Genomic DNA, 20,657 nt, shown 5'->3' on the forward strand with positions numbered 1-20,657 from the left:
GGAACCGCGGAGGCCGGCAGGGCCGTCCGGCCCTTCTACATCTGCGGCGGGGCTTCGGGCACACCTGGTGCCGCTGATTACCCCTCTCGGGCCTTTTTGAGCGTGAACCGGAACGCCGCCCCCGCATCCGTGGCGCCGGGTACCCGGTCTTCGACCCAGATCCGGCCGCCATAGCGCGTAACAAGCATACGTACGATGTAAAGGCCGAGACCCTTGCCGCTCTTCGAACTCTTCCCCTTCCGGAACCGGGAGAAGAGAATGGCCTTTGTCGCGTCGGGTATTCCCGGGCCCGTGTCTTCGATCGAGACCAGCACCTCGCCGTCTCGCTCCTCGACCCGGATCTCGATCGTGACGTCGGGCTCCCCGAACTTGATGCTGTTGCCGACGAGGTTGGTGAAGACTTCGGGGAGGAGGTCGTCGGCGAGGACTGCAACCGATCTCCCGGCGTACCTGATATCGGTCTCCGGGTGCTGCCGGATCTCGGCCCGGATCGCCGCGTCGAGGTCGACGGGTTTCAGCGGGGGGGTCGGCGGGCGGAGACGCCGGATCGTGGAGACGTTCTGGATGATCTCGATGCTCTGGCTGACGGCCGACCGGATCTTCTGCATCATATCCCGGTTCTTCCCTTCGAGGTCTTCACCGAGGATGTCGCTGTAACCGAGCGCTATGGTGTTGGCGTTGTTGATGTCGTGGACCATGATGTCGAGATACAGGTTCGCCTCTTCGTTCGCCGCCAGGATAGCCTCTTCCGCCTGTTTGCGTCCGGTGATGTCCGTGAACGTGACCACCGCCATGAACGGGTTGCCGCCCGCGTCGCGGACCAGGGTGCCGCCGTAGTTGAATACACGCTGCCGCTCGGCCCCGATGCGCCGGGTACGCACCTCCACATCCTGGACCTGCTCCCCGCGCAGGATGCGGGACAGGGGCCACTCCTCCACCGGAAGGACGGTCCCGTCCATCGTTGCAAGTTCGAAGATATCGCCGAGCTCGCTCACGTTCGCGGGGACCGTCTCAAGGCCCAGCAGTCCGAAGATCTCGGCGGCGGCACGGTTCCAGTGGAGCGGGTTGCCTTCGAGGTCGAAGACACCCAGCCCTTCGTTCAGGTTCTCGACGATCGTGCGGAGCTGGGCCTCGCTGCTCCGGAGCGCCCCCTCCGCCCGGATCCGGTCGGTGATGTCCTTCCCCGACCCGATGACCCCGGTGATGCGGCCGCCGTTGTCCCTCAGGATGGCCTCTTTCCAGATGAGCGTGCGCTCATCGCCGTCCTTCGTCACGATGACGTTCTCGTCCATATCGGGTATCGTGGAGACCCCGGATACCGCGTGTAAGAATTCCCGCCGGGCATCCTCCCTGTTGCGCTCCGGGATCGCTACGTCGAACCAGTTCTTCCCGACGAGTTCGTCCTCCCGGTACCCCAGAAGCTCGCAGCCGCGGCGGTTGATGAGGGCGACGGTCTGGTCCGCGTTGATGACGACGAGCAGGACGGCAGCCACGTCCAGGTAGCCCTGCGCCCGGTCACGTTCTTTCTCGGTGTCCTTCTGCTGCCTCTTCAGCCGCTCGGAGAGCCAGGCGATGACGAAGGCGACCACGACGAACATCAACGCACGCCCGTAGTCGTTGAAGGTCCCGACGTCGATCCTGAGGAGGAAGTGGCTGATCAGGACCAGCCCGCCGAGGAAGAACGCCACGCTGATGCCCCTTCTCCCCCACCAGAGCGCGGCGAGGATGATGGGTATGTAGAAGAAGTGGGAGAAGACCGCCCCTACGGAGAGGACTGCATGAAAGTAGTAGGTCAGGAAGACTGATATCCCGAGCAGGATGCCGATGATGAGTATACGGGTGGTCTCGGTCAGTGGTGCCACAATAGGACCCTCCCCATGCAGGCCTTATTTTTATATTTTCCATGCAATAAATGTCACCGGAAGATGTTCCGGGCTGCTGTTTCCCGGGATGGTTGTCTGTTTGCGGACACCTGCTCATCGCCCCCGGCCTCCCCGGACCTGCCGTCAGGCACCACCGTGTGGATAACGGTATACGGGGAGATCGTGCGTGAGCGCGTTCCCGCCGGGACCACCCGGAAGCAGCGCAAAACTGCGTGAATAAATCAGGAGATTCCGAATTTCTCCTGGAAATAACGTTTGATCTTGAATTTCAGCCGTTATAATAGAGTAAGATATATACGTCAGAAGACAATTTATTAATTAAAGCGGAGGCTTTTATGCAGAGCGTTGTACGCAATATTCTGGTATTTTCTCTTGTTGCCTGTTGTCTTATCGTCCTTCCTTCGAGTGCTCAGCCACCCCTGGGCGGAGACAACGGATGGTATGCAGTCAACTGTAACGTGGATGGAGCACAGGTATACTTCGACAACGAGTATAAGGGAGAGATCGAGGCCGGCGTGCTGTACGTCCCGGTCTACACCACCGGAACGCCTTACCAGTCGTTCCGCGTCGAGAAAGACGGGTACACCACCTACTACGGGGACGTAACCTCCGTTCCCGGCAAGGGAGAGGTGTTCGATCTCTACGCGACCATCAACCCGGTCCAGCCCACCCAGGCACCGCTGATCGGGGGAGACATCGGCTGGTATACCGTCCACTGCAACGTTGACGGCGCAACCGTCCAGTTCGACAACGAGGTCAAAGGGGTCACCAGCCAGGGAGTCCTCTCCGTGCAGGTCTACACGACCGGAACACCCTACCAGACCTACACCGTGACGAAGGAAGGCTACCAGACCTACACGGGCTCTATCGACCGGTACCCCGCCAAGGGTGAGACGGTCGACCTCTACGTGACGCTGAACCCCGTGCCGGTTCCCACGCAGCAGGCGCCCCTCTCTCCGGCCCTGGCCGGCGGTGCCCTGCTGATTGTCGGGCTGCTGCTGGTTGCGGGGAGAAAGCAGAACTAACCCCCTTATTCTTTTTCGTGAATCCTGTCCGGCAGCAGCGGTCTTACCCTCGCAAGCTCCAGTTCTAATGAACCGTTGGAACGTCGCAGTTCGAAAACGCTTCGCGTTTTCTCAAGCTCCCTGCCGTTCCGGCAGTCGCACCCTTCGGCCCGTCGCATTCCGTTGGAACGTCGCAGTTCGAAAACGCTTCGCGTTTTCTCAAGCTCCGGCCCTTCGGCCCGTCGCTCCTGCAACAACAATGAGATTACCGGCCGCCCCGCCGCCGAGAATGGGGATGAGCAGACCGAAATAACCCGTTCCCGCAAGCACGATCCCCGTGGCGATGATGACTCCCGCCCAGATGATCGCCGTTCCGAGGATTGCTGCATTCCATGCCTTCATCGTTATCCCTTCGTGGAGAGGACGGACGTCCATAATAACCTTCCCGGAATGCGGGCGCACCCGCGGATTGGCGGAAGACCGCCCGGACTTCTGCCTCGCCGTACCTGATTTCACCGTCGGGGATCCGCATACCGGACCGCGCACGGCTGCCGGGCGAGGCCGGTTCCCCGGAGGGCGAGGAACCTGCGCGAGAGAGAGGCCGTGGCCGGTGTTCCTGCCGACACCCGGCGGAACAGTCCGTCCTTCTCCCGCGGCAGAACACCCTGTCGGTCGTCCTCACAGCAAAGCATTCTGCCGCCGTTATCCTGCCAGAGCAGATGGCAAATTCTTTCCCTTCCGGAGGAGGACAACTGCTGGATGAACAGGCAGAACCGGCATTCAGGCTCACGGCGAGCAGCGCGGGTGGACTCATGAAACGTTATCGGTTCAAGAAGATCGATGCCTTTGCAGCCGCCGGATCGTCAGGGAATCCCGCGGGATACGTCCGCCTCTCTCCCGGGGAGGAGATCCCCGACGCCGATATGCAGCGGATCGCCCGCGAACTGAAGGGTTTCGTCTCGGAAGTCGGCTTTCTCCGCGAGGGCACGCCGGGCGAGTGCGACCTCTCGATACGCTACTTCTCCTGCGAGCGGGAGGTCGACTTCTGCGGCCACGCGACGATAGCCGTCATGGACGACGTGGTGCGAAACGACGACCGGTTCCGTGACCGGGAGAGCCTGCTCCTCCGGACGAACAAAGGTGTTGTCACGGTGCTGAACCGGACGGGCGAGGACGGCATGGTGTATATCCGGGCTCCCGAACCGGAGTTCTCCGGCGCACGCCCGGACGCTGCAGAGACCGCCGCCGCCCTCGGTCTCGGCATCCGGGATATCGATCCCGCGATACCCCCCGGCGTCGTGAACGCCGGCCTCGAAACCCTGCTCGTCCCCCTGGCCTCGCTCGACGCCTGCATCCGGTGCTCTCCCGACTACATGACGCTCCGTGCGTTCGCCCTCGCCCATTCCGTCGACGTGGTCGTCATCTATACCCGCGAGACGGCGTTTCCGGAGAACGACCTGCATGCCCGGGTCTTCGCCCCGACGTTCGGGTACCTGGAGGACCCGGCGACCGGCTCGGGGAACGCCGCCCTCGGAAACTTCCTCGTCCGGGAGAACCTCTGGACCAGCCGGACGCTCGTCATCGAGCAGGGGCCCGACCGGGAGAACCCGAACATCGTCCGCCTGCTCCGCCCCGAAGATGGGGGGCTCATGTTCGGCGGCCGGGGGCAGGTGCGGATCGACGGGGACTACGTCCTCTCTACAGAAGCTCCCCCGGGACAACCGGAATGACCCTGCCGCCGACCTGTACACCGTGAGCAGGTTATCGTAGACGGGGCGCTGTCCACCCGGCAACAATGAAAAAAGGTTACATTCCCGCCCGGGAGAGGATGGTGTCGGCCACCTGTCCGGGGCTTGTGAAGGGGAAGTCCTCAGGCTTTAGAAGGGTGCCGGCTTCACCGGCGGTCATCTCCACATCGCCTGCTTTGCACCTGGTCGCCGCTCCCGCCGGGAATGCGGCAAGGAGCTCTTCGGGCGTCCTGATCGGGAACTTCGCGCCGACGAGGGCGCCGGCAATCTGGGCACGGATCTCTTCTTTAACGTTCATTTCTTTGCCTCCAGCATCTCGGCGATGTCCCCGGCGGCCTTTGCCGTGATCGGCATAACCGAAACGTGCGCCCTTACAGGCCGCTTGCCTGCTCTGCGTTCTCATCCGGTACGAACGCTCCGGCGCGACGCCGTTCGGGAACGTGTTTCGCCGATCCTCCCGTTGGACGGTTATAATAATATAGATGCTCGTCATTAAACTATACAAGAATCTCGTGCTACACTCTCATAACCGTAACAGTACGGTATTGATCGACGATGGAGGATCCAATGACTGACGGGACAGAACGCTACGGCCGGGAGATTAAAGAAGTCCAGTCCGAGATTGCGGCACTCAGGAGCGAACTCCGGCGGTTCATCGAGTACGCGAACAGGCAGCACGTCGATACGGCCATCGACGGGCTCCGCAGGGAGTACGCGGGGGTCTTCGTTGAGCAGCACCTCTCCGACGCGGACCAGAGGCTCCGGGAGCGGATGATCCGGGATTGCCCGATGCGGGATCGGTGTTATGCCGCATTCTACGAGTTTCTCAAGAGTTCTGCAGAGCATATCCGGGACGGCGAAGTAAGCGAAGCGGTCGTCCGGTCATACCGCGACCGGCTCGCGGCGATGCGGAAGGGCGGGAAGTTCGAGAGCTGCTCCACCTGTTTTGCCGAGACGAACCGCCTCTTTGAGAAACAGATCGAGCTGATGCGCTCGCTCGGGATCTACCGGTGTGATCAAGAGGCATCTTCGTCCATCGCGGATCTCTCGGACGAGATCCTGGTCAGGGACATACTCGAACCGCTTGCAAACCGGCACCGTTTCCGGATCGTGCAGTCGCTTGCCGCCGGGACACAGACGTTCTCGGCTCTCTCGAACCTGACCGGTCTAAGGGGGGGCAACCTGCTCTTTCACCTCAAGAAACTCCAGGATGCCGGGATGATCCTGCAGCGGCACGAGCGGGGGGATTATATCATCACCGAGAAGGGCTATAAGACGCTCAAGGGCATCGGTGCCCTGCAGCCGTAGAGTGCCTTCCCGTCCCAGCAACCGCTGCCGCATTTACGGTTCCGTACAACGGCGAATCACGCGATCGGTGAGCCGCTGCTCTCCTCTCATACGGCATGAACAGAAACATATTTGATGCATGGCACCAGTCAGGAGCCTCCTGGGGAGGAGGTATGGAACAGCCTGAGGAACTGAACAGGCTCAAGGACCGGTTCGTGGGAGATTGGGACCTGGATATAACCATACGTATGCCGGACGGCAACGCCCTGGCGGGCCGGGGTACGGCCATCGTCCGGGAGGTCTCCGCGGGTTACGGCATCGAGAGCGTTCTCGCGTACACCCTCGGCGATATGCCTTACGAAGAGACCGATCTCTGGAGCTACGACCGCTGGAGCGAGACGATGCATATGTTCGGGGTGGGGTCAGACGGAAGCGTACACGACCACACCGGCAGGTGGAAGGATGCCGACACCCTGGAGATGCACTGGAGCGGTCCGGGGGAGGCCGAAGAGACGATCACGGCGACCTGGGAGTCCGCCGATACCGTTCGCATCCGCTCGGAGTCGACCTCAGGGGGAAAGCCCGGGCCTGCCATGGACTCCGTGGGGAGAAAGCGGAAGGGATGAGGGGGTTGGGGGTCCGTATCGCCCCTGTCGAGGGTGCCGGCTTCCGGCCGACTCGTCAAAAAAAGTTTCCGGGGAGGAGCGGCCGTCAGGCAGCCTCGGCCCCTTTCTCCGCGGGCACCTCATGCCGGTCGAGCACCCACCCGATCAGCAGTGCGGCCGTCGAGAGGGGAAGGGCGATGACGAGCGGATCCACGACCTGCCACGGCGCGGAAAGGACCGCCGGAACCCCGAAGAGGAGGTTGGAGAGCCCGAGCGCCGCCGACTCCTTGACGTGGACGAAGGCGGTCCACGCGAACCAGGCGGCAGCTCCGGCGACGAGGCTCATCTTCGCCGCTCGGAGCGACGGCCTGCTGCTGTACATGGCGTGGGCGTAGGCGGGCAGGAACGCTGAAGCACAGAGGCCCATGAACATCGCCGTCGCCCGGGCGATGATGCTGCCGGGCAGGATGAAGGCCAGGACGACGCTTACGACGATCATGACGACAGTTGCCACCCGGATCGGCCGCATCGCCGCTTTCTCGTGACCGGTGCGCCGCACGACGTCGAACCCGAGCGACGTTCCCATGACGTGAAAGAGGGAACTGAGCGTGGACATTGCGGCGGCAAGGAGCGCCAGCATGAAGATGACGACGAAGAGGTCCGGCATCGATGCGTTGATGAAGTTCGGTATGATCGTGTCGACGTTCCCTTCGGTGGCCGCCTGCAGGGCGATCACTCCCTGGGTCTGGTAGAAGTAGACGTTCGTGAGCGCGCCGACCGTGAAGGCGACGCCGGTCATCATCAGGATGAATGGTCCGCCGACGAGGACCGCCCGGTTCAGCGACCGGCTGTCCTTGACGGTCATGAACCGGACCACGAGTTGAGGCTGCGCCAGCACCCCGATGCCCACCCCGAGAACGAGCGTCGTCACCAGCGTGAGCCAGATGGACGAGCCGAGTGCCGGCATGGAAGCCCACCCGGTCATCCCTCCGGCGGCAAGCGCCTGCGGGACGAGGTCCGACATCGCGGCAAGAGCGGTGTGCGCCTCGATAACGCCCCCGAGCTGGATGTAGGTGAGCGCGAGAAGGATGGTCATGCCGACGAGCATGATCCCGCCCTGCAGCGCGTCGGTGTACATGACGGCGATGAGCCCGCCGAGTACCACGTAGAGGGCGACGATCGCGGCAAACGCGATGAGCGCGGTGGTATACGGGATCTGCAGCGTGCTCGTGATGAACTGGGCGCCGCCGATCAGGATCGCCGCCGTATACAGCGGCATGGCGATGACGATGACGAGCCCCGCGGCATACTGCATGAACGGCGACCCGTAGCACTTCCCCATCAGGTCGGGGAAGGTCACGGCACGGAGTTTATTCCCTATGCTGCGGGTCCGTTTTCCGAAGACGACAAATGCGATGAGAATCCCGAGCCCGATATTGAGGACGGTCAGCCAGATCAGCCCCATGCCGAGCTGCGCCGCAACGCCCCCGAACCCGACGATGGCGGACGTGCTGATGAACGTCGCTCCGTAGGAGAGGGCAAGGATCACGGGATGGATCTTCCTGCCGGCGACCATGTAGTCGTCGCTCTCTTTTGTCTGGCGGTAGCCGAGATAGCCGAGACCGATGATGATGACGAGATACGCCAGCGTTATCGCGACGAAGAGCCCTGTATCAACTGCCATCCCGTTGCTCCTCCGCGCCGTTATTCCAGTTCCACAGGCCGTACACTAAGCATGCGAGCGTAAAGACGAGCGCAAGCAGATATCCAACCCAGATCGAGGGATCAGTAATGCCAAACATAACAAACCACCTGGCGGTAACGGGAAAACCGTTACATTACACGGGAACTCAGCAAAGGGCCGGTTCCCTACCTAAAGAAGAATGCGCTCTGCACCTGCGTGCAGTGGTAGGACTCTAAATCGTTGCCAATCATCGAGTACCTAAACACCTTCTAGATCCATTGTATTTAAACCATACGATCTTTTTGCCACTCAAGCGAAGGGAGATTGCATCGCTGCCGGATTCTTCCCATATTAAAGCCCCGTTTGCAGTACTGGCCCGGGTAACGGCAGCCGATCGTGCTCCCGGGCATCCAGAACGGTGATATGCACGGACGGCGTACCGGATGTTGTTTCGGGGCGAAGTCCCGGAGAGCGGCCCGCCGGGCCGTAAGGTGATGGATCATGGACAGCACGGTAGAGATCGTTTCAGCGACACTGGGCCTCTCGTTCGAGCTCCTGCTCCGGACGGTTCCGATCGTCGTCATCGGCGTGCTGCTCGCCGAGGTCCTGATTGCTCTCCGGATCACCGACAGGATCGCGAGTGTTGCCTACCCGGTCACGACGTTCTCCCACCTGCCCCGCGAGTGCGGGACGAGTTTTCTCCTGGCGTTCATCTCGCCGCAGGCGGCGGACGCGATGCTCGTCGATTACTACAACAAGGGGATGATCGGGAGAGTCGAACTCGTCGTCGCAGCGCTCATCAACTCCTTCCCGTCCGTCGTCATGCACTGGCGCTACCTCATTCCCGTCTACGTGCCGCTGCTCGGGGTCTTCGGGATGATCTACTTCGCCATACTGATGGGGATCGGGTTTCTCAAGACCGGCATCGTCATGGTGGCCGGGAGGATGCTTCTTCCCGGGGTTCCGGCGTCCGGGCCGCCGGAGAGACCCCCGGGGAAGACTCTGTCGCTGCGGGAAGCGCTCTCTGCCGCAACCGGACCGACCGCAAAAACCCTCCGCCGGATCCTCGGGATCATGATCCCGACGATCGTCGCCGTGGCGTTTCTCATCGAAGCGGGCTTCTTCGATGCCGTTGCCGCCTACCTGGAGGGCGCGAGCAGGCTCTTCCCCATACCGCCCGAGGGGCTCGCGATCATCGCCGCGAAGTTCGGGTCGTACGTCGCCGCGGCAAGCCTTGCGTCCGGACTGCTCGCGGCGGGCGATATCTCCGGCAGGGATATCGTCATCACGCTGCTCGTGGCGAACCTGCTCACCAGCCTCACCACCTACCTGCGATGGCTCGGGTCGTTCTACATCGCGATCTTCGGGCCAAGGCGGGGCACCGAGATCATGGTCATCTCCGTCATTCTCCAGGACGGCCTTCTCCTGATAGCCATCTTCCTGCTGGCCCGGTTCTGGTAAGGAAGGCAAAGGAGATCTCCGGGCGTTCGCCCGTCGTAGTGCCCTGCACGATTGAGGCCCTTATCGGAGAACGTGAGCCTGCACAAGGGGCATACGGCGAAAACACTGTATTTAGTGAGGTATTTCTCCGGTTTGCCGTCATCATATCTGTTTTCACCGGTGCACCCGCAACGGGAAAGTTTTTCATGGAGAAACGATGAAGCCCGGGAAAATCGGAGGGAGATATGATGGAAGAAACAAGTATCACCGCTGAACCGGGCAAGCAGGAGATCGTCATCTCGCGGGTCTTCGACGCGCCGCCGGACCTCGTGTTCAAGGCGTGCACGGACCCGGAGCTGATATCGCGGTGGTGGGCGCCGGAGAGCATCACGACCACGGTCGAGAAGATGGACACGAGGCCCGGCGGGATGTGGCGCGTCACCCAGCGCGATGCCGAGGGCAACGAGTACGCGTTCCACGGCGTATACCACGAGGTTACGCCCGAGCGGATCGTCGACACCTTCGAGTACGAGGCCATGCCGGGCCATGTTCTGCTCGAGACGGAGACGATCGAAGACCTCGGCGGCGGCAGGACAAAGATGACCGACCACCTGATCTTCCAGTCGGTCGAGGACCGCGACGGGATGCTCCAGTCGGGCATGGAGGAAGAGATGACCGGCCCCATGGAGCGCCTCGCGGAACTCCTGCAGTCGCTGAAACAGGCGGCGCCGGCACGATGAACGTGGAGCAGCCGGCCTCAACCCGACTTTTTTCATGCAGGGATCCTGCCGCGGCCCTCCGGTGCCGGGCAGCCGCCCGGGAAGGGGACCTGCGGCAACCTCGTCAGGAGTATTTGCCGATGGGTTAATAACCACCCGGCCGTTATAGGAGCGCTCTAAGGTGAGCACTCCATGGAAGAGGCACAGCAGATCAGGTCGGAAATTCTCATCGAACGCGTCTTCGACGCACCGCGCGAACTCGTCTGGAAGGCGTGGACAGAGCCCGGGTATGTCAAACGCTGGTGGGGGGCGAAGGGCTTCACTGAGCCGGTCATCAGGATCGACCTCCGCGAGGAAGGCAGGTACCTGTTTGGCATGCGATCGCCCGAAGGCCAGGATTTCTGGAGCACGGGTGAGTACCGCGAGATCGCCCCCGCGGAACGGCTCGTCTTCACCGACTCGTTCTCGGACGCAGAAGGCAACGTCGTCCCGGCCTCGTACTACGGGATGACCGGGGACTGGCCGCTGGAACTGGTGGCGACGGTGACGTTCGAGGACGCCGACGGCGGGACAAAGGTGACCATACGGGAGCCCGGCGTCCCGGCGGACGAGGACCGCGATATGGCCGTAGTCGGCTGGAACGAGTCCCTCGACAAACTCGCAGACGTCCTGAAAGGAGCCGCGAAGACGCATCTTACCGCCGAGCCGGGCAAACAGGACGTCGTCATAACGAGGGTCTTCGACGCGCCGCGGGATGCCGTCTTCGGGATCTTCGCGAACCCGGACCTCATACCCCGGTGGTGGGGGCCGGCGAACCTCACGACGACGGTCGAGGAGATGGAGGTGCGGCCGGGCGGCACCTGGCGGTATGTCCAGCGCGACGCCGATGGGAACGAATACGCGTTCCACGGGGTGTATCACGACATTACCCCGCCTGAGCGGCTCGTCGGCACCTCCGAGTTCGAGGGCGAGCCGGGCCGCGTCACGCTCGAGACGGTGACATTCGAAGACCTGGGCAGCAGGACGAGGGTGACGGACCGGACGGTCTTTTCGACGGTCGAGGATCGCGACGCGGCGCTCGCCTCGGGCATGAGGGAGGGGGCGGTCGAGAGCATGGACCGGTTCGCCAGGCTCCTCGAAGAGACGCAGCGAGGCGCTTGAAGACCCGGGTTCAACCGGGTGCAAGGCCCGGGATGCCGGCGTGGAACGGCGAGGTCGCCAACCGGCACGACCGAGAGGAGCGTGAACTCATTGGCTGACCTCCCGATCGTTCTCATCCTGCTCGGTATCGCCGTCGCGGGGGTGGCGGTCGCGGTGCGCTACCGGAGCGATATGCGTGCCGCCCGGGAGCGTATCGAGAGGTCGGGGAGCCGGGTGGCCCGGACGGACTATGGGAGCATCGAATACGCCCGGGTGGGATCCGGGTATCCGGTGCTGGTCGTCCACGGCAACGCGGGCGGGTTCGACCAGGGACTGATGCTCGCCGGCCGGACCATCGACCCGCGGTTCCAGGTCATCGCGCCCTCAAGGTTCGGCTACCCCGGCTCGCCCATGCCGCCGGCAGCGAGCGTCGCCATGCAGGCGGATGCTTTTGCCTGCCTGCTGGATGCCCTTGCGATCGAGCAGGCCGCCGTCGTCGGCTACTCGGCGGGATCCGCATCGGCGATCCAGTTTGCCCTGCGCTACCCGGAGCGTGTCTCGGCCCTCGTCCTTGTCGAGCCCGTCGCCCCGGGAAAGGGGCCGGTCATGCCGAAGTCCATCTTCACCATCTTCTTCACGAACAACTTCATCTACTGGGCAACGGTCACCTATTTCCAGCCGATCGTGGGAGGAGCATGGGCCGGCGTGCCCCGGGGAAAGCGGCTCACCCCAAAAGATAAGGCCGAGGTCAGGATGCTGCTTTCAAGCCTCCTGCCGGTCAGCGCCCGGATAGACGGAAGTTCTTTTGACATCTACGTATCAACCCCCGGACTGCTCAACGACCAGGAGGGCAACGATTATCCGTTCGGCACCATCAGGGCCCCCACGCTGGTGGTCAGCGCCGTGGACGATCCGCTGGCGCTCCACGAGAATGCACGTGCCCTTGTGCGGAAGATCCCGGGCGCTCGTCTCCTTGCCGTACCGGGGGGCGGTCACATGCTCCTCGGGCATGACGAAGAAGTCAGGCAGGGGATCACGGAGTTCCTGTACGACAACGGCATTCCCGGTCCCTCTACAAACCAGAAGGAGAAATGATCATGGTAACAAATGAGATTGCACCCGCGGCCCCGGGCCGCTACGCGGCCATAAACGGGCTTTCGATGTATTACGAGATTCACGGCACCGGCCGACCGCTGGTGCTCCTTCACGGGGCGCTCACGACGATCGAGGGCTCGTTTCAGAGGATGCTGCCGACGCTCGCCGCGAACCGGCAGGTCATCGCCGTCGAGCAGCAGGCTCACGGCCGTACCGCCGATATCGACCGCCCGCTGACCTACGAGGGGATGGGAAAGGATACCGCCGAACTCCTCCGGCAGATCGGGGTCAAAGAAGCCGACATCTTCGGCTACAGCATGGGGGCCGCCATCGCCCTCGAGATCACCGTCCGGCACCCCGAACTCGTGCACAAACTCGTCCTCGTCTCGCCGAGTTACACGAGAGAAGGGGCCTACCCCGAGATGTACGAGGGGGAAGAGAACCTGAAGCCCGAGGATCTGGCCGGAACCCCGTTCGCGGAAGAGTACGCCCGGACAGCCCCGAATCCGGATGACTGGCCCGGGCTTATCGAGAAGGTGAAGCAGCTGGACCGGGAGTTTCAGGGCTGGACGCCTGGGGAGATCCGGTCGATCCGGGCGCCCACGCTCGTCATCATCGGCGACTCCGACGTCGTTCGCCCCGAGCATGCGGTGGAGTTCTTCCGGCTGCTCGGCGGCGGCGTCCCGGGGGATCTCGTCGGGCTTCCCCGCTCCCGGCTCGCGGTCCTCCCCGGCACGACTCATATCACGCTCATCGATCGCACCGACTGGCTGCTCTCGATGATTGGAGAGTTCCTCGATGCGCCCGTGCCGGAGGGTGGGGGAGTGTGACCGGCGGTCTGAGCAGCGGGGCAGTCCCTCTCCACGGTCACGTTGCGGGTCCTCATCGTCTGGCTCTACAATACTACGACCCGGCCGTCACCGGGGGCGATCACAGCGGTGATCGCCGTAGTCGTGACGCTCCTCTGGGGGCCGGAGACGCTGGCCCGATTCGTATGCCCGCCGGTTCTGACATCCAGACCTCGACGGCACGGGCCCGGGGCAGTCCGGCAGGCCCTTCTCAGCTGCCATAAGAGACCCGCGAAAATTTAAAGAGGTCAATCGTCCATTGGCCTCCCATGGTAGACCTGCGTTTGTCGAAGAGGAGCGTAATCGTCGGGATCATTTTCATCTTCTGCCTGGCGATCTTTGTATCGGGCTGCACTTCACGGGCCGCTACCAAGAGTCAACCGGCAGCATCGACAACGATCGCGGAAGAGACACAACCGCCGCCGACTTCTCTCCCCGCAACGGCACCTACGGATACACCGACCACCGTGCCGACCACGAAACCGACAACCCAGAAACCGGCGCCGACGTCCTGCGAAGTATGCAGTTGCTCGGGTGACCGCTACAACTGTGGCGACTTCAAGACTCAGAGTGAAGCGCAAGCATGCTATGACTACTGCCGGTCGAAAGGAATTGGCGATGTTCACAAACTTGACGCTGACGAGGACGGTATCGCCTGCGAGAGCCTGAAGTAGACGGTGAGGCGAGCAGGAATGCGACAAGGAGGTCTTCGGGCGTCTTGATGGGGAGTCTCGCGCCGGCGGGGGCGCCTGTAATCCGGCATATATATTTTTATCTCGTTAAAGATAGGATGGCCCGGCGCTCCCCACAGAACCGGACACGGTCCCGAACCCTATCGGCGTCGAGATGCGGGGAGTTGCAGCAACAGGAGGAATTGAGGATGTCAGGTGAACTGTTAGGTGAGTCCCGGGGGAAGATCATCGGCACGAGAATTGTCGAACTTCTCGAAACCAGCCCGAAGATCGAGACGACAGACCAGTCGACCGGTAAACTGCTTGATATCGATATGCAGGATATCTCAACTGCCCGGAGCGTGTGGCGCTCTCCGGATACCTTCTACGCGGAGGGTATCGGAGTAGTAACATCAACAAGCGGTGAGGTAGCCATGTACACCGGAACCGGGATGGGTAAAGGAAGTCTGTGGAGCCCTGAGACTCTCTTCCACGGGATTCTCCTCTTCCGCTCGTCCACCCCGCAATGGAGCCGCCTCAATGGGATCGTGGCCGTGGTCGAATATACCGTTGATGCCGAAGGCAATAGCCATTCGAGGATCTGGGAGTGGAAGGGACGGCCATAACGAGCATAGTGATCGTCTCAAGGCTCCTCGGCGAGGAGCCCAAAACCCGGGTAGACCGTCATCGTGCCGGTGCTTGCCCGATCCACCGTCACTCACGCCCTGATGCGCCGTCGATGATCCTCGAACCGTTCAGCCCGGAAAAGCACCCCGTTAGAGAGGTTGCCGGCCTCATCTACGATACCGAGCAGGTGTATTTCTCTCTCGTCTTTGGCAGGGACCGCACAGTAGCCCTCCGGAGGATCGAAAAACTGATCCTGGCGGGCGGCAACGCCTTCGGGCACGAGAACATCACCTGCGCTGTCCGGGCAGGCAGGGTCGTCGGGATCCTGGTCATGCAGACCCCTCACTCGCCGGGGCTTGCGGAGGAATTTTTTGTCATCGCCCGTGCGGCCGGCCCCGTCACCGCCGCCAGGTTCCTTCTCGCCGAATGGCTGATCTTTGCACCGAACTACCTGAAGAGAGCGCCGGAACCCGGATACTACATCTCCAGCCTCTCGGTCGTCCCGGCCGAGAGGGGCCGGGGGGTCGGCGCTGCCCTGCTCGAAGGTGCCGTCCGGAAGGTCCGGTCCCGCGGGGGCGGAACAATAGCCCTGAACGTCATCGCCCCCAACCCGGCAGCGGTGCGGTTGTACGAGAGGGCGGGGTTTCGCACCGTATCCACCCATAGAGCGTGGGTGCCGCATCGGACCCTCAGCGTCCTGACCATGGTCTACGATACGGGAAAGACGGGTCCGTAGAGCCCTGCCGGGAACGGTTCGATACCGAGATGTCTGTTGAGAACAGAGAGGACTTACATGGAACCAATCGAGCACGAGATCTACCCGATGATGCTCTTTCCCACCCTCGAGGTCCGGGATGTCGAGGCGTCCGTGGATTGGTACACCCGGGTCCTGGGCTTCGCCCTGGTCTACCGGATGCAGGACCCTGAGGGGAGGACGCACCTTGCCCATCTCCGGCGGCTGAAGCACCAGGATATCCTGCTCGTGCCCCGCCGCGACGACCGCGCCGAACCGTGCCCCGGCGTCACCATCACGCTCGCGTTCGCCGCTGAGGCGGTCGACAGGATCCCCGCTCTCGACGCCTTCGCCGCACGGGTTGCAGATGCCGGGGCCGTCATCGAAGGGCCGGTGGACCGGCCCTGGAATACCCGGGACGTCGTGGTTCGCGATCCCGACGGCTACCGTCTGGTCTTCACCACGCCGGACTTTGCACGCATGCGCGATTTCGAGACGACGATGCGAGATGTCCGGAAGGGACCCGGGAAGTAACTATCTCAGGCTCGCATTCCGGCCAAAGCGGATCAGGGTGCCGGCACGAGCCGGTAGACCCTGCCCGTCTCTCCGGTAGGTCCCCTGCTCTCCGCGGTCAGGACGTAGAGTTCGTGATCCGCGTCCTCCCCGAACGCGAGGATGTACGCCCCGACGGTCCGGTTTTCCGTCCCGCCCGCGGCCACCTCGACCTCGGTAAACTCCCACATCTTTTCCGGGTCTTCCGGCGGCGTGGCTGCAAAAATGATCCCGTCGCCCTCGGCGCCCGCCCGGTTCCATTCGCCGAAGATGTAGCGCCCGGCAAGCGCAGGGAGTGCACTGCCGCGGTAGACGTATCCGCCGATCACGACCTGCCCGATGCCGCCGGGCTGGTCGGCGTTCGGGTACTCGATGATCGCGTCGACCAGGGGCTCGCCGCGGCGGCCGACCCGGGGCACGTCCTCCGGCGACTCGCGGGGGTTCTCGGGGTCGAAGGCGTGGTTGCCTTCCCGGAGGTTCCAGCCGTGGTTGCCGCCCGGGATGATGATCTTCACCGACTCCCAGAGGTACTGCCCGGCGTCGGCGGCGAAGAGGCGGTGCTCCCCCCCGGCGTCGAAGGCCGTGCGCCAGGGGTTGCGGAGGCCGTAGGCGTAGATCTCGTCCCGCCCCTCTCTTCCGACAAACGGGTTGTCTGCCGGGATGCCATAGGGCTTCGGGCCGTCGATGTCGATCCGCAGAATGCTCCCGAGCAGCGTGGTGATATCCTGCCCGTTTCCTCCCGGCGGGTGGCCTCTCCCGACGTCGCGTGCGCCGCCGCCGTCGCCGAGCGGGATGTAAAGGTAGCCGTCGGGGCCGAAGACGATCGAGCCGCCGTTGTGGTTCGACTGCGGCTGGTCGACCTCCAGGACCACCCGCTCGGAGCCGGGATCCGCCCGATTGTTGTCTGTCGAGACGGCAAACTCCGATATTCGGCTCGTGTGGTCCCAGCCCCCCGGCGCCCCGGCTCTCGGCGGAGCGCTGTAGTAGACGAAGAACCTGCCGTTCTCCGCGAACCGGGGGTGAAACGCAAGACCGAGCAGTCCGCGCTCGTCGTAGCCGGACCGCAGCCTGACGACCCGGTCGGTGATATCCAGGAACGGCTCATCAAGCAGGCGACCGTCGGCGCCGATGACCCGGATGACGCCCGGGAGGTCCGCGACGAAGAGCCGCCCGGTCCCGTCGCCGGGAGACGCAAGCGCGACAGGCATGGTGAATCCCGCGGCGACCGCCTCAAGGCCCACTCTTTCCGGGGCGACCCGGGGAAGAACAACATCCGGCACGATCTCCACATCCGGGAGGATGGATCGGGCAGAAGCACTTAAAGGTACCGGGCTATGGAGGTCTACCCGTCGCTTCATCTGCGGCATGCGGGGACCCCGATGTCTCCGCCGGCGAAAGCGACGGCAAGTGCCGTGGCGAACCGGGTCCCGCACTCTTCGCGAGAAAGAGGGGACCGTCGGTGAGGCGGCAGCAAGGGGGACCGATGTGGCCTCCGTTCCGGGTCAACCCGGGCCTCTTTCCTCTTCCATCCTCTTCGCCTTCATCTCCTTCGCCCGGTCGATGAGGTACTCCAGTTCGACCAGTTCGCCGGCAGTCCCGCAGGCGCCTCTGCTGCACGCCTCGTCGTGCAGCCTCCAGCACTCCTGCTCGATGCGTTTGAGGTCGTCCATCGAATAGAGGTGGTATCGGGCAAGGATCTCTCCATGCTCACGGACGAACGCAGCGATCTCCTCAAGGAGAGCCATTCGATCCGCTCTTGCCGTCTTTTCCGGCGATCCTGCAGTGCACCGGCCTGCCCCGGAAGTGATGCGCTCCATACTACGCCCTCACCGCACGAGAAGTTAGCCTTTCCGAAACGACGGTAACCCGCTTCACCGGCAGGAATGCGGCTCGATTCCGGCATGCGCCCCAAAGACTGCACCGGTCATTCCCGGCTGATCCGCGAAAAGATTTCCTTCACGCTTCCCGAAACGATGAAGGCGACACCCCGCACCCAGACCGTAAAGAAATCCAGGGCAACGGAGAGAAGTGTCTCTTCAGGGAACATACGGTTGCGCACGTTCCGGAGCGAAAAGCACGCGAGCAGCATCCATACGGTTGCAACGAGCCCCTGGCCGACCATCGAGATCCAGAGCCCGAGGGTGGCGAAGACCAGCGCCATGCTGTAGCCGAGGATGCTCGTGAAGAGCGCCGAGAAGAAGTTCAGCACCGCGCCGCGCGACAGCACGTCGCGGAGCTGCGGCAGGAGCATGACCGCGAAGAGTATCGTGATGCCGGTTATTGCAAGGTCCTGCCAGCTCGTTTTGATCACTTCAGCCCGTGCACGCGCGGTGCAACGTAGAGATATCAACCTGTGGACATATCAGTTCACCATATTCGCGCCCGTGTGGGCGGCCGGGTGCGCGGCGTTTCCCCGGCCAGCCGTCCCGTTCAGAGCACCGCCGTCTTCAGGTAGTCGTTCTCCGCGGCGATCGCCCTCTCCCGCCACTCGACGGGGAGCGTCGCGTACCTCTCGTCGAACCCCGGCGAGACAAAAAGCCCGGTGCCGCCGTTCTCGAGCGTCCAGACCTCCTGTCCCGGCGTGAACGTGCCGTCGATCTCGTTCTCCACCGCGTGATGGACGATCGCGTCGATCCTTTTTACCACCGACGCGGCGACGAGGTTCGGGGCGAGGTAGGACTGGTCGGTATCCTCGCCGATGAGGTAGACGTCACCGGTCTCCCGGACGGCATCAACGATCCCGGTGTTTCCGGAGCCTGCGATCATCAGGATGACGTCGACACCCTCTGCACGGAGGCCGCGGGCGAGCTCCCCCGCACGCTCCGGCATGCCGAACCCCTCGAAACTCTCGCCGACGTAAGCCACCGTCACGTTCACGGATGCGTCGTGCGCTTTCGCCCCCGCCCGGAACCCTTCGACGAACGGATCGATGACGGAGACCGGAGCACCGGCAACCGCACCGATCCGGCCCGTCTCCGTCATATCCGTCGCCATCACGCCCGCGAGGTAGGACGCCCCGTAGGGGACCATCACGACGTCGCACGCGTTCGGGAGAGCAAAGTCCGCCTGCTCGAGGGTGAAGAACCGGATGTCGGGGTTCTTCTCCGCCCACGCCCGGGAGGCGTCGGTGAACTGGAACCCCTCGGTGATCACGAGGTCGGGCTTCTCGGTGAAGTTCCCGGCAGAGAATACGGCGTCGAGGAGCGCCAGATCGTCGTACGAACACTCCCGCTTGGTGAAGTCAAACGACTCCTGCGCCCGGAAGAGGCCGCGGTACGCCGAGTCGGCGAACGACCGGTCGCCCTTCGCCAGCGGGTAGACCATCCAGATCACCGGCTCATCGCCGGTGCCGGCCGCCGGGTCGTAGGAGAGGCCGGGGAGGGCCACCGATACGTCTGCGGAAGGTATCGGAGTGCCCTCCGAGAACGCTCCGCCTTCAACCCCCCAGCGGGTGTAGTATCCGACGATCGGGCCTGCCGAGGGGGTTTCGGAGAACCGGAGGGGGCCCGAGGCGCCGGTGACGGCGGGGTGAGCGCCCGTACGGATCATCGCCGCGGCTTCGCTCGCCTCCTGGGGGTCCCAGCCTTTGGCGGTGCCGTCGCCGGAGACGACCCACCGGAGGGATTTTGCGAGCGGTTCTGCCGGGACCGCCTCCTGCCGTGCCGCGGTGTAGACGGCAAGGAGAAGAGCGTCGTAAGTCTGTGCGGCAAACGGCGGCGGTGCCTCGCCGAAGATCTCCTCGTAGGCGACAGCGTACCCGGTCGAGGGGTCGGGGGAGAGCGACGTGCCCCGGATGCCCTCCGCCCGCTGCCCGAGGCTCGCGAGCAGGTAGGGCGAGCGGCCGGCATCGGTCAGGAAGAGGCCGGCGGGGGAGCCTGCGGCGGAGAGCGCATCGGAAAGCCGGACCGCCTCCTCCGGGTACACGGCGGCAACGACCACCTCAGGCTCTTCCTCCCCGATCCGTGCGGCAATCTCCGTGAAATTATCCGACGCGTTGAGGGATACCGCTCCGGCGATCCGGACCCCGTTCATCGCGGCCGCTGCCGGGGCAAGCCGTGCAAACGTCTCCCCGTAGGGCGTGCTCGCGGTCACGAGCGAGACGGTTTTGACGCCGTCTTCCCGGAGGAGCCGGAAGACTGCCTCCACCTGCCGGCCGTCGGCGGGACAGGTCCTCCAGAAGAGGTCATTATCTTTGAACTCGGCCGTGACGAGTCCCGTCGTGACGCTCGAGGAGATGAGGAGTTTGCCCCGTCCGGTGACGATGGGAGCAGCCTGCACGAGTTCCGCGCTTGTCGCGGGGCCGATGATGATATCGATATCGTCGCGCCCGGCGAGTTCCTCCGCGTATGCGGAGGCGTTGCCGGTGCTCGTGTCCCGGTATACGAGCTCGATCGTGCGGCCGCCCTGCCGGCTCATCGCATCCGCCGCCCAGGCGAGTGCGTCCGGCGAGTGCATGGCAAGCGGTCCGCTCCCGGGCAGCAGGACGCCGATACGGACGGGACCGGGATCGGCCGCGGCGGTGCATCCTGCAAAATAGACTCCTAGCGTGACCATGCAGAAGAACGTGAGGATCAGAATAAGGGCGATTCCAGGGAACGATGGTCGTGCAGTCATGGTAACG

General features: G+C 63.5%; 22 protein-coding genes. 13 read left to right on the forward strand and 9 right to left on the reverse strand.

Features of this window, described 5'->3' with window-relative positions; all coding sequences use genetic code 11:
* Positions 1 to 77: 77 nt before the first annotated feature.
* Entirely contained in the window at positions 78 to 1,862 is a 1,785-nt protein-coding gene (locus DIC75_RS10050; protein ID WP_250987907.1) for a PAS domain S-box protein, read from the reverse strand.
* Between the two features lie 479 nt (positions 1,863 to 2,341).
* On the opposite strand from DIC75_RS10050, the gene DIC75_RS10055 reads away from it, so the two are divergent.
* A complete protein-coding gene (locus tag DIC75_RS10055; RefSeq protein WP_250987908.1) occupies positions 2,342 to 2,908 on the forward strand; it encodes a hypothetical protein in 567 nt (188 codons plus the stop codon).
* A gap of 198 nt (positions 2,909 to 3,106) precedes the next feature.
* On the opposite strand, the gene DIC75_RS10060 is transcribed toward DIC75_RS10055, so the two are convergent.
* The gene (locus DIC75_RS10060) at positions 3,107 to 3,322 is read right to left on the reverse strand and encodes a hypothetical protein (RefSeq protein ID WP_250987909.1); all 216 of its coding nucleotides are present in this window, start codon (positions 3,320 to 3,322) and stop codon (positions 3,107 to 3,109) included.
* A gap of 377 nt (positions 3,323 to 3,699) precedes the next feature.
* Here DIC75_RS10060 and DIC75_RS10065 point away from each other — a divergent pair, with 377 nt between their 5' ends.
* A complete protein-coding gene (locus tag DIC75_RS10065) occupies positions 3,700 to 4,617 on the forward strand; it encodes a PhzF family phenazine biosynthesis protein (protein WP_250987910.1) in 918 nt (305 codons plus the stop codon).
* 76 nt (positions 4,618 to 4,693) lie between these two features.
* Here DIC75_RS10065 and DIC75_RS10070 read toward each other — a convergent pair whose 3' ends face one another.
* Positions 4,694 to 4,933, reverse strand: coding sequence for an MTH865 family protein (locus tag DIC75_RS10070; RefSeq protein ID WP_250987911.1), 240 nt, complete (start codon positions 4,931 to 4,933; stop codon positions 4,694 to 4,696).
* 269 nt (positions 4,934 to 5,202) lie between these two features.
* Between DIC75_RS10070 and DIC75_RS10075 the strand changes: the two genes are divergently transcribed.
* Together DIC75_RS10075 and DIC75_RS10080 are read left to right on the forward strand one after the other, a co-directional pair.
* Complete coding sequence (locus tag DIC75_RS10075) at positions 5,203 to 5,943, forward strand: helix-turn-helix domain-containing protein (protein ID WP_250987912.1); 741 nt, start codon at positions 5,203 to 5,205, stop codon at positions 5,941 to 5,943.
* A 152-nt stretch (positions 5,944 to 6,095) separates the two neighbouring features.
* Positions 6,096 to 6,548: a hypothetical protein gene (locus DIC75_RS10080; protein ID WP_250987913.1), complete on the forward strand. Its 453-nt coding sequence runs from the start codon at positions 6,096 to 6,098 to the stop codon at positions 6,546 to 6,548.
* Between the two features lie 85 nt (positions 6,549 to 6,633).
* Here the strand turns inward: DIC75_RS10080 and DIC75_RS10085 are convergent, their stop codons facing one another.
* The gene (locus tag DIC75_RS10085; protein WP_250987914.1) at positions 6,634 to 8,211 is read right to left on the reverse strand and encodes a sodium:solute symporter family protein; all 1,578 of its coding nucleotides are present in this window, start codon (positions 8,209 to 8,211) and stop codon (positions 6,634 to 6,636) included.
* Positions 8,201 to 8,329, reverse strand: a complete 129-nt coding sequence (locus tag DIC75_RS12355; RefSeq protein ID WP_352151760.1) for a symporter small accessory protein — start codon at positions 8,327 to 8,329, stop codon at positions 8,201 to 8,203. Before DIC75_RS12355 ends, DIC75_RS10085 begins: the two co-directional genes overlap by 11 nt.
* Before the next feature lie 383 nt (positions 8,330 to 8,712).
* Here DIC75_RS12355 and DIC75_RS10090 point away from each other — a divergent pair, with 383 nt between their 5' ends.
* From DIC75_RS10090 to DIC75_RS10125, 9 genes are all read left to right on the forward strand, one after another.
* A complete protein-coding gene (locus DIC75_RS10090) occupies positions 8,713 to 9,672 on the forward strand; it encodes a nucleoside recognition protein (protein ID WP_250987915.1) in 960 nt (319 codons plus the stop codon).
* A gap of 227 nt (positions 9,673 to 9,899) precedes the next feature.
* Positions 9,900 to 10,391, forward strand: coding sequence for an SRPBCC family protein (locus tag DIC75_RS10095; protein ID WP_250987916.1), 492 nt, complete (start codon positions 9,900 to 9,902; stop codon positions 10,389 to 10,391).
* Positions 10,392 to 10,562: 171 nt separating this feature from the next.
* A complete protein-coding gene (locus DIC75_RS10100; protein WP_250987917.1) occupies positions 10,563 to 11,531 on the forward strand; it encodes an SRPBCC domain-containing protein in 969 nt (322 codons plus the stop codon).
* An 81-nt stretch (positions 11,532 to 11,612) separates the two neighbouring features.
* Positions 11,613 to 12,605 carry an alpha/beta fold hydrolase gene (locus tag DIC75_RS10105; protein WP_250987918.1) on the forward strand — a complete coding sequence of 331 codons (993 nt, stop codon included), beginning with the start codon at positions 11,613 to 11,615 and terminating at the stop codon, positions 12,603 to 12,605.
* 2 nt (positions 12,606 to 12,607) lie between these two features.
* Positions 12,608 to 13,435 (forward strand): alpha/beta fold hydrolase, encoded by an 828-nt coding sequence (locus tag DIC75_RS10110; RefSeq protein WP_250987919.1) that lies wholly within the window; start codon positions 12,608 to 12,610, stop codon positions 13,433 to 13,435.
* Positions 13,436 to 13,722: 287 nt separating this feature from the next.
* Positions 13,723 to 14,127, forward strand: a complete 405-nt coding sequence (locus DIC75_RS12360; protein WP_352151762.1) for an excalibur calcium-binding domain-containing protein — start codon at positions 13,723 to 13,725, stop codon at positions 14,125 to 14,127.
* 206 nt (positions 14,128 to 14,333) lie between these two features.
* A complete protein-coding gene (locus DIC75_RS10115) occupies positions 14,334 to 14,750 on the forward strand; it encodes a hypothetical protein (protein ID WP_250987920.1) in 417 nt (138 codons plus the stop codon).
* Positions 14,732 to 15,487 carry a GNAT family N-acetyltransferase gene (locus DIC75_RS10120; RefSeq protein ID WP_250987921.1) on the forward strand — a complete coding sequence of 252 codons (756 nt, stop codon included), beginning with the start codon at positions 14,732 to 14,734 and terminating at the stop codon, positions 15,485 to 15,487. Before DIC75_RS10115 ends, DIC75_RS10120 begins: the two co-directional genes overlap by 19 nt.
* A gap of 57 nt (positions 15,488 to 15,544) precedes the next feature.
* The gene (locus DIC75_RS10125; protein WP_250987922.1) at positions 15,545 to 16,018 is read left to right on the forward strand and encodes a VOC family protein; all 474 of its coding nucleotides are present in this window, start codon (positions 15,545 to 15,547) and stop codon (positions 16,016 to 16,018) included.
* Between the two features lie 32 nt (positions 16,019 to 16,050).
* On the opposite strand, the gene DIC75_RS10130 is transcribed toward DIC75_RS10125, so the two are convergent.
* The 4 genes from DIC75_RS10130 to DIC75_RS10145 form a co-directional block, all read right to left on the reverse strand.
* Positions 16,051 to 17,325 (reverse strand): PQQ-dependent sugar dehydrogenase, encoded by a 1,275-nt coding sequence (locus DIC75_RS10130; RefSeq protein ID WP_250987923.1) that lies wholly within the window; start codon positions 17,323 to 17,325, stop codon positions 16,051 to 16,053.
* Positions 17,326 to 17,538: 213 nt separating this feature from the next.
* Entirely contained in the window at positions 17,539 to 17,781 is a 243-nt protein-coding gene (locus tag DIC75_RS10135) for a hypothetical protein (protein ID WP_250987924.1), read from the reverse strand.
* A gap of 179 nt (positions 17,782 to 17,960) precedes the next feature.
* Entirely contained in the window at positions 17,961 to 18,347 is a 387-nt protein-coding gene (locus tag DIC75_RS10140; protein ID WP_250987925.1) for a hypothetical protein, read from the reverse strand.
* Between the two features lie 119 nt (positions 18,348 to 18,466).
* The gene (locus DIC75_RS10145; protein WP_250987926.1) at positions 18,467 to 20,650 is read right to left on the reverse strand and encodes a BMP family ABC transporter substrate-binding protein; all 2,184 of its coding nucleotides are present in this window, start codon (positions 20,648 to 20,650) and stop codon (positions 18,467 to 18,469) included.
* Between the last annotated feature and the right edge of the window lie 7 nt (positions 20,651 to 20,657).

Origin of the sequence: Methanoculleus oceani (assembly GCF_023702065.1) — an archaeon.
Taxonomy (GTDB): Archaea; Halobacteriota; Methanomicrobia; order Methanomicrobiales; family Methanoculleaceae; genus Methanoculleus; species Methanoculleus oceani.

What these genes read in the sequence shown, in the direction of transcription:
- DIC75_RS10085 (WP_250987914.1), bottom strand. Translation starts at nt 8,211, where the DNA reads ATGGCAGTTGATACAGGGCTCTTCGTCGCGATAACGCTGGCGTATCTC.
- DIC75_RS10145 (WP_250987926.1), bottom strand. Translation starts at nt 20,650, where the DNA reads ATGACTGCACGACCATCGTTCCCTGGAATCGCCCTTATTCTGATCCTC.
- DIC75_RS10115 (WP_250987920.1), top strand. Translation starts at nt 14,334, where the DNA reads ATGTCAGGTGAACTGTTAGGTGAGTCCCGGGGGAAGATCATCGGCACG.
- DIC75_RS10095 (WP_250987916.1), top strand. Translation starts at nt 9,900, where the DNA reads ATGGAAGAAACAAGTATCACCGCTGAACCGGGCAAGCAGGAGATCGTC.
- DIC75_RS10090 (WP_250987915.1), top strand. Translation starts at nt 8,713, where the DNA reads ATGGACAGCACGGTAGAGATCGTTTCAGCGACACTGGGCCTCTCGTTC.
- DIC75_RS10065 (WP_250987910.1), top strand. Translation starts at nt 3,700, where the DNA reads ATGAAACGTTATCGGTTCAAGAAGATCGATGCCTTTGCAGCCGCCGGA.
- DIC75_RS10100 (WP_250987917.1), top strand. Translation starts at nt 10,563, where the DNA reads ATGGAAGAGGCACAGCAGATCAGGTCGGAAATTCTCATCGAACGCGTC.
- DIC75_RS10070 (WP_250987911.1), bottom strand. Translation starts at nt 4,933, where the DNA reads ATGAACGTTAAAGAAGAGATCCGTGCCCAGATTGCCGGCGCCCTCGTC.
- DIC75_RS10080 (WP_250987913.1), top strand. Translation starts at nt 6,096, where the DNA reads ATGGAACAGCCTGAGGAACTGAACAGGCTCAAGGACCGGTTCGTGGGA.
- DIC75_RS12360 (WP_352151762.1), top strand. Translation starts at nt 13,723, where the DNA reads ATGGTAGACCTGCGTTTGTCGAAGAGGAGCGTAATCGTCGGGATCATT.
- DIC75_RS10110 (WP_250987919.1), top strand. Translation starts at nt 12,608, where the DNA reads ATGGTAACAAATGAGATTGCACCCGCGGCCCCGGGCCGCTACGCGGCC.
- DIC75_RS12355 (WP_352151760.1), bottom strand. Translation starts at nt 8,329, where the DNA reads ATGTTTGGCATTACTGATCCCTCGATCTGGGTTGGATATCTGCTTGCG.
- DIC75_RS10135 (WP_250987924.1), bottom strand. Translation starts at nt 17,781, where the DNA reads ATGGCTCTCCTTGAGGAGATCGCTGCGTTCGTCCGTGAGCATGGAGAG.
- DIC75_RS10060 (WP_250987909.1), bottom strand. Translation starts at nt 3,322, where the DNA reads ATGGACGTCCGTCCTCTCCACGAAGGGATAACGATGAAGGCATGGAAT.
- DIC75_RS10125 (WP_250987922.1), top strand. Translation starts at nt 15,545, where the DNA reads ATGGAACCAATCGAGCACGAGATCTACCCGATGATGCTCTTTCCCACC.
- DIC75_RS10075 (WP_250987912.1), top strand. Translation starts at nt 5,203, where the DNA reads ATGACTGACGGGACAGAACGCTACGGCCGGGAGATTAAAGAAGTCCAG.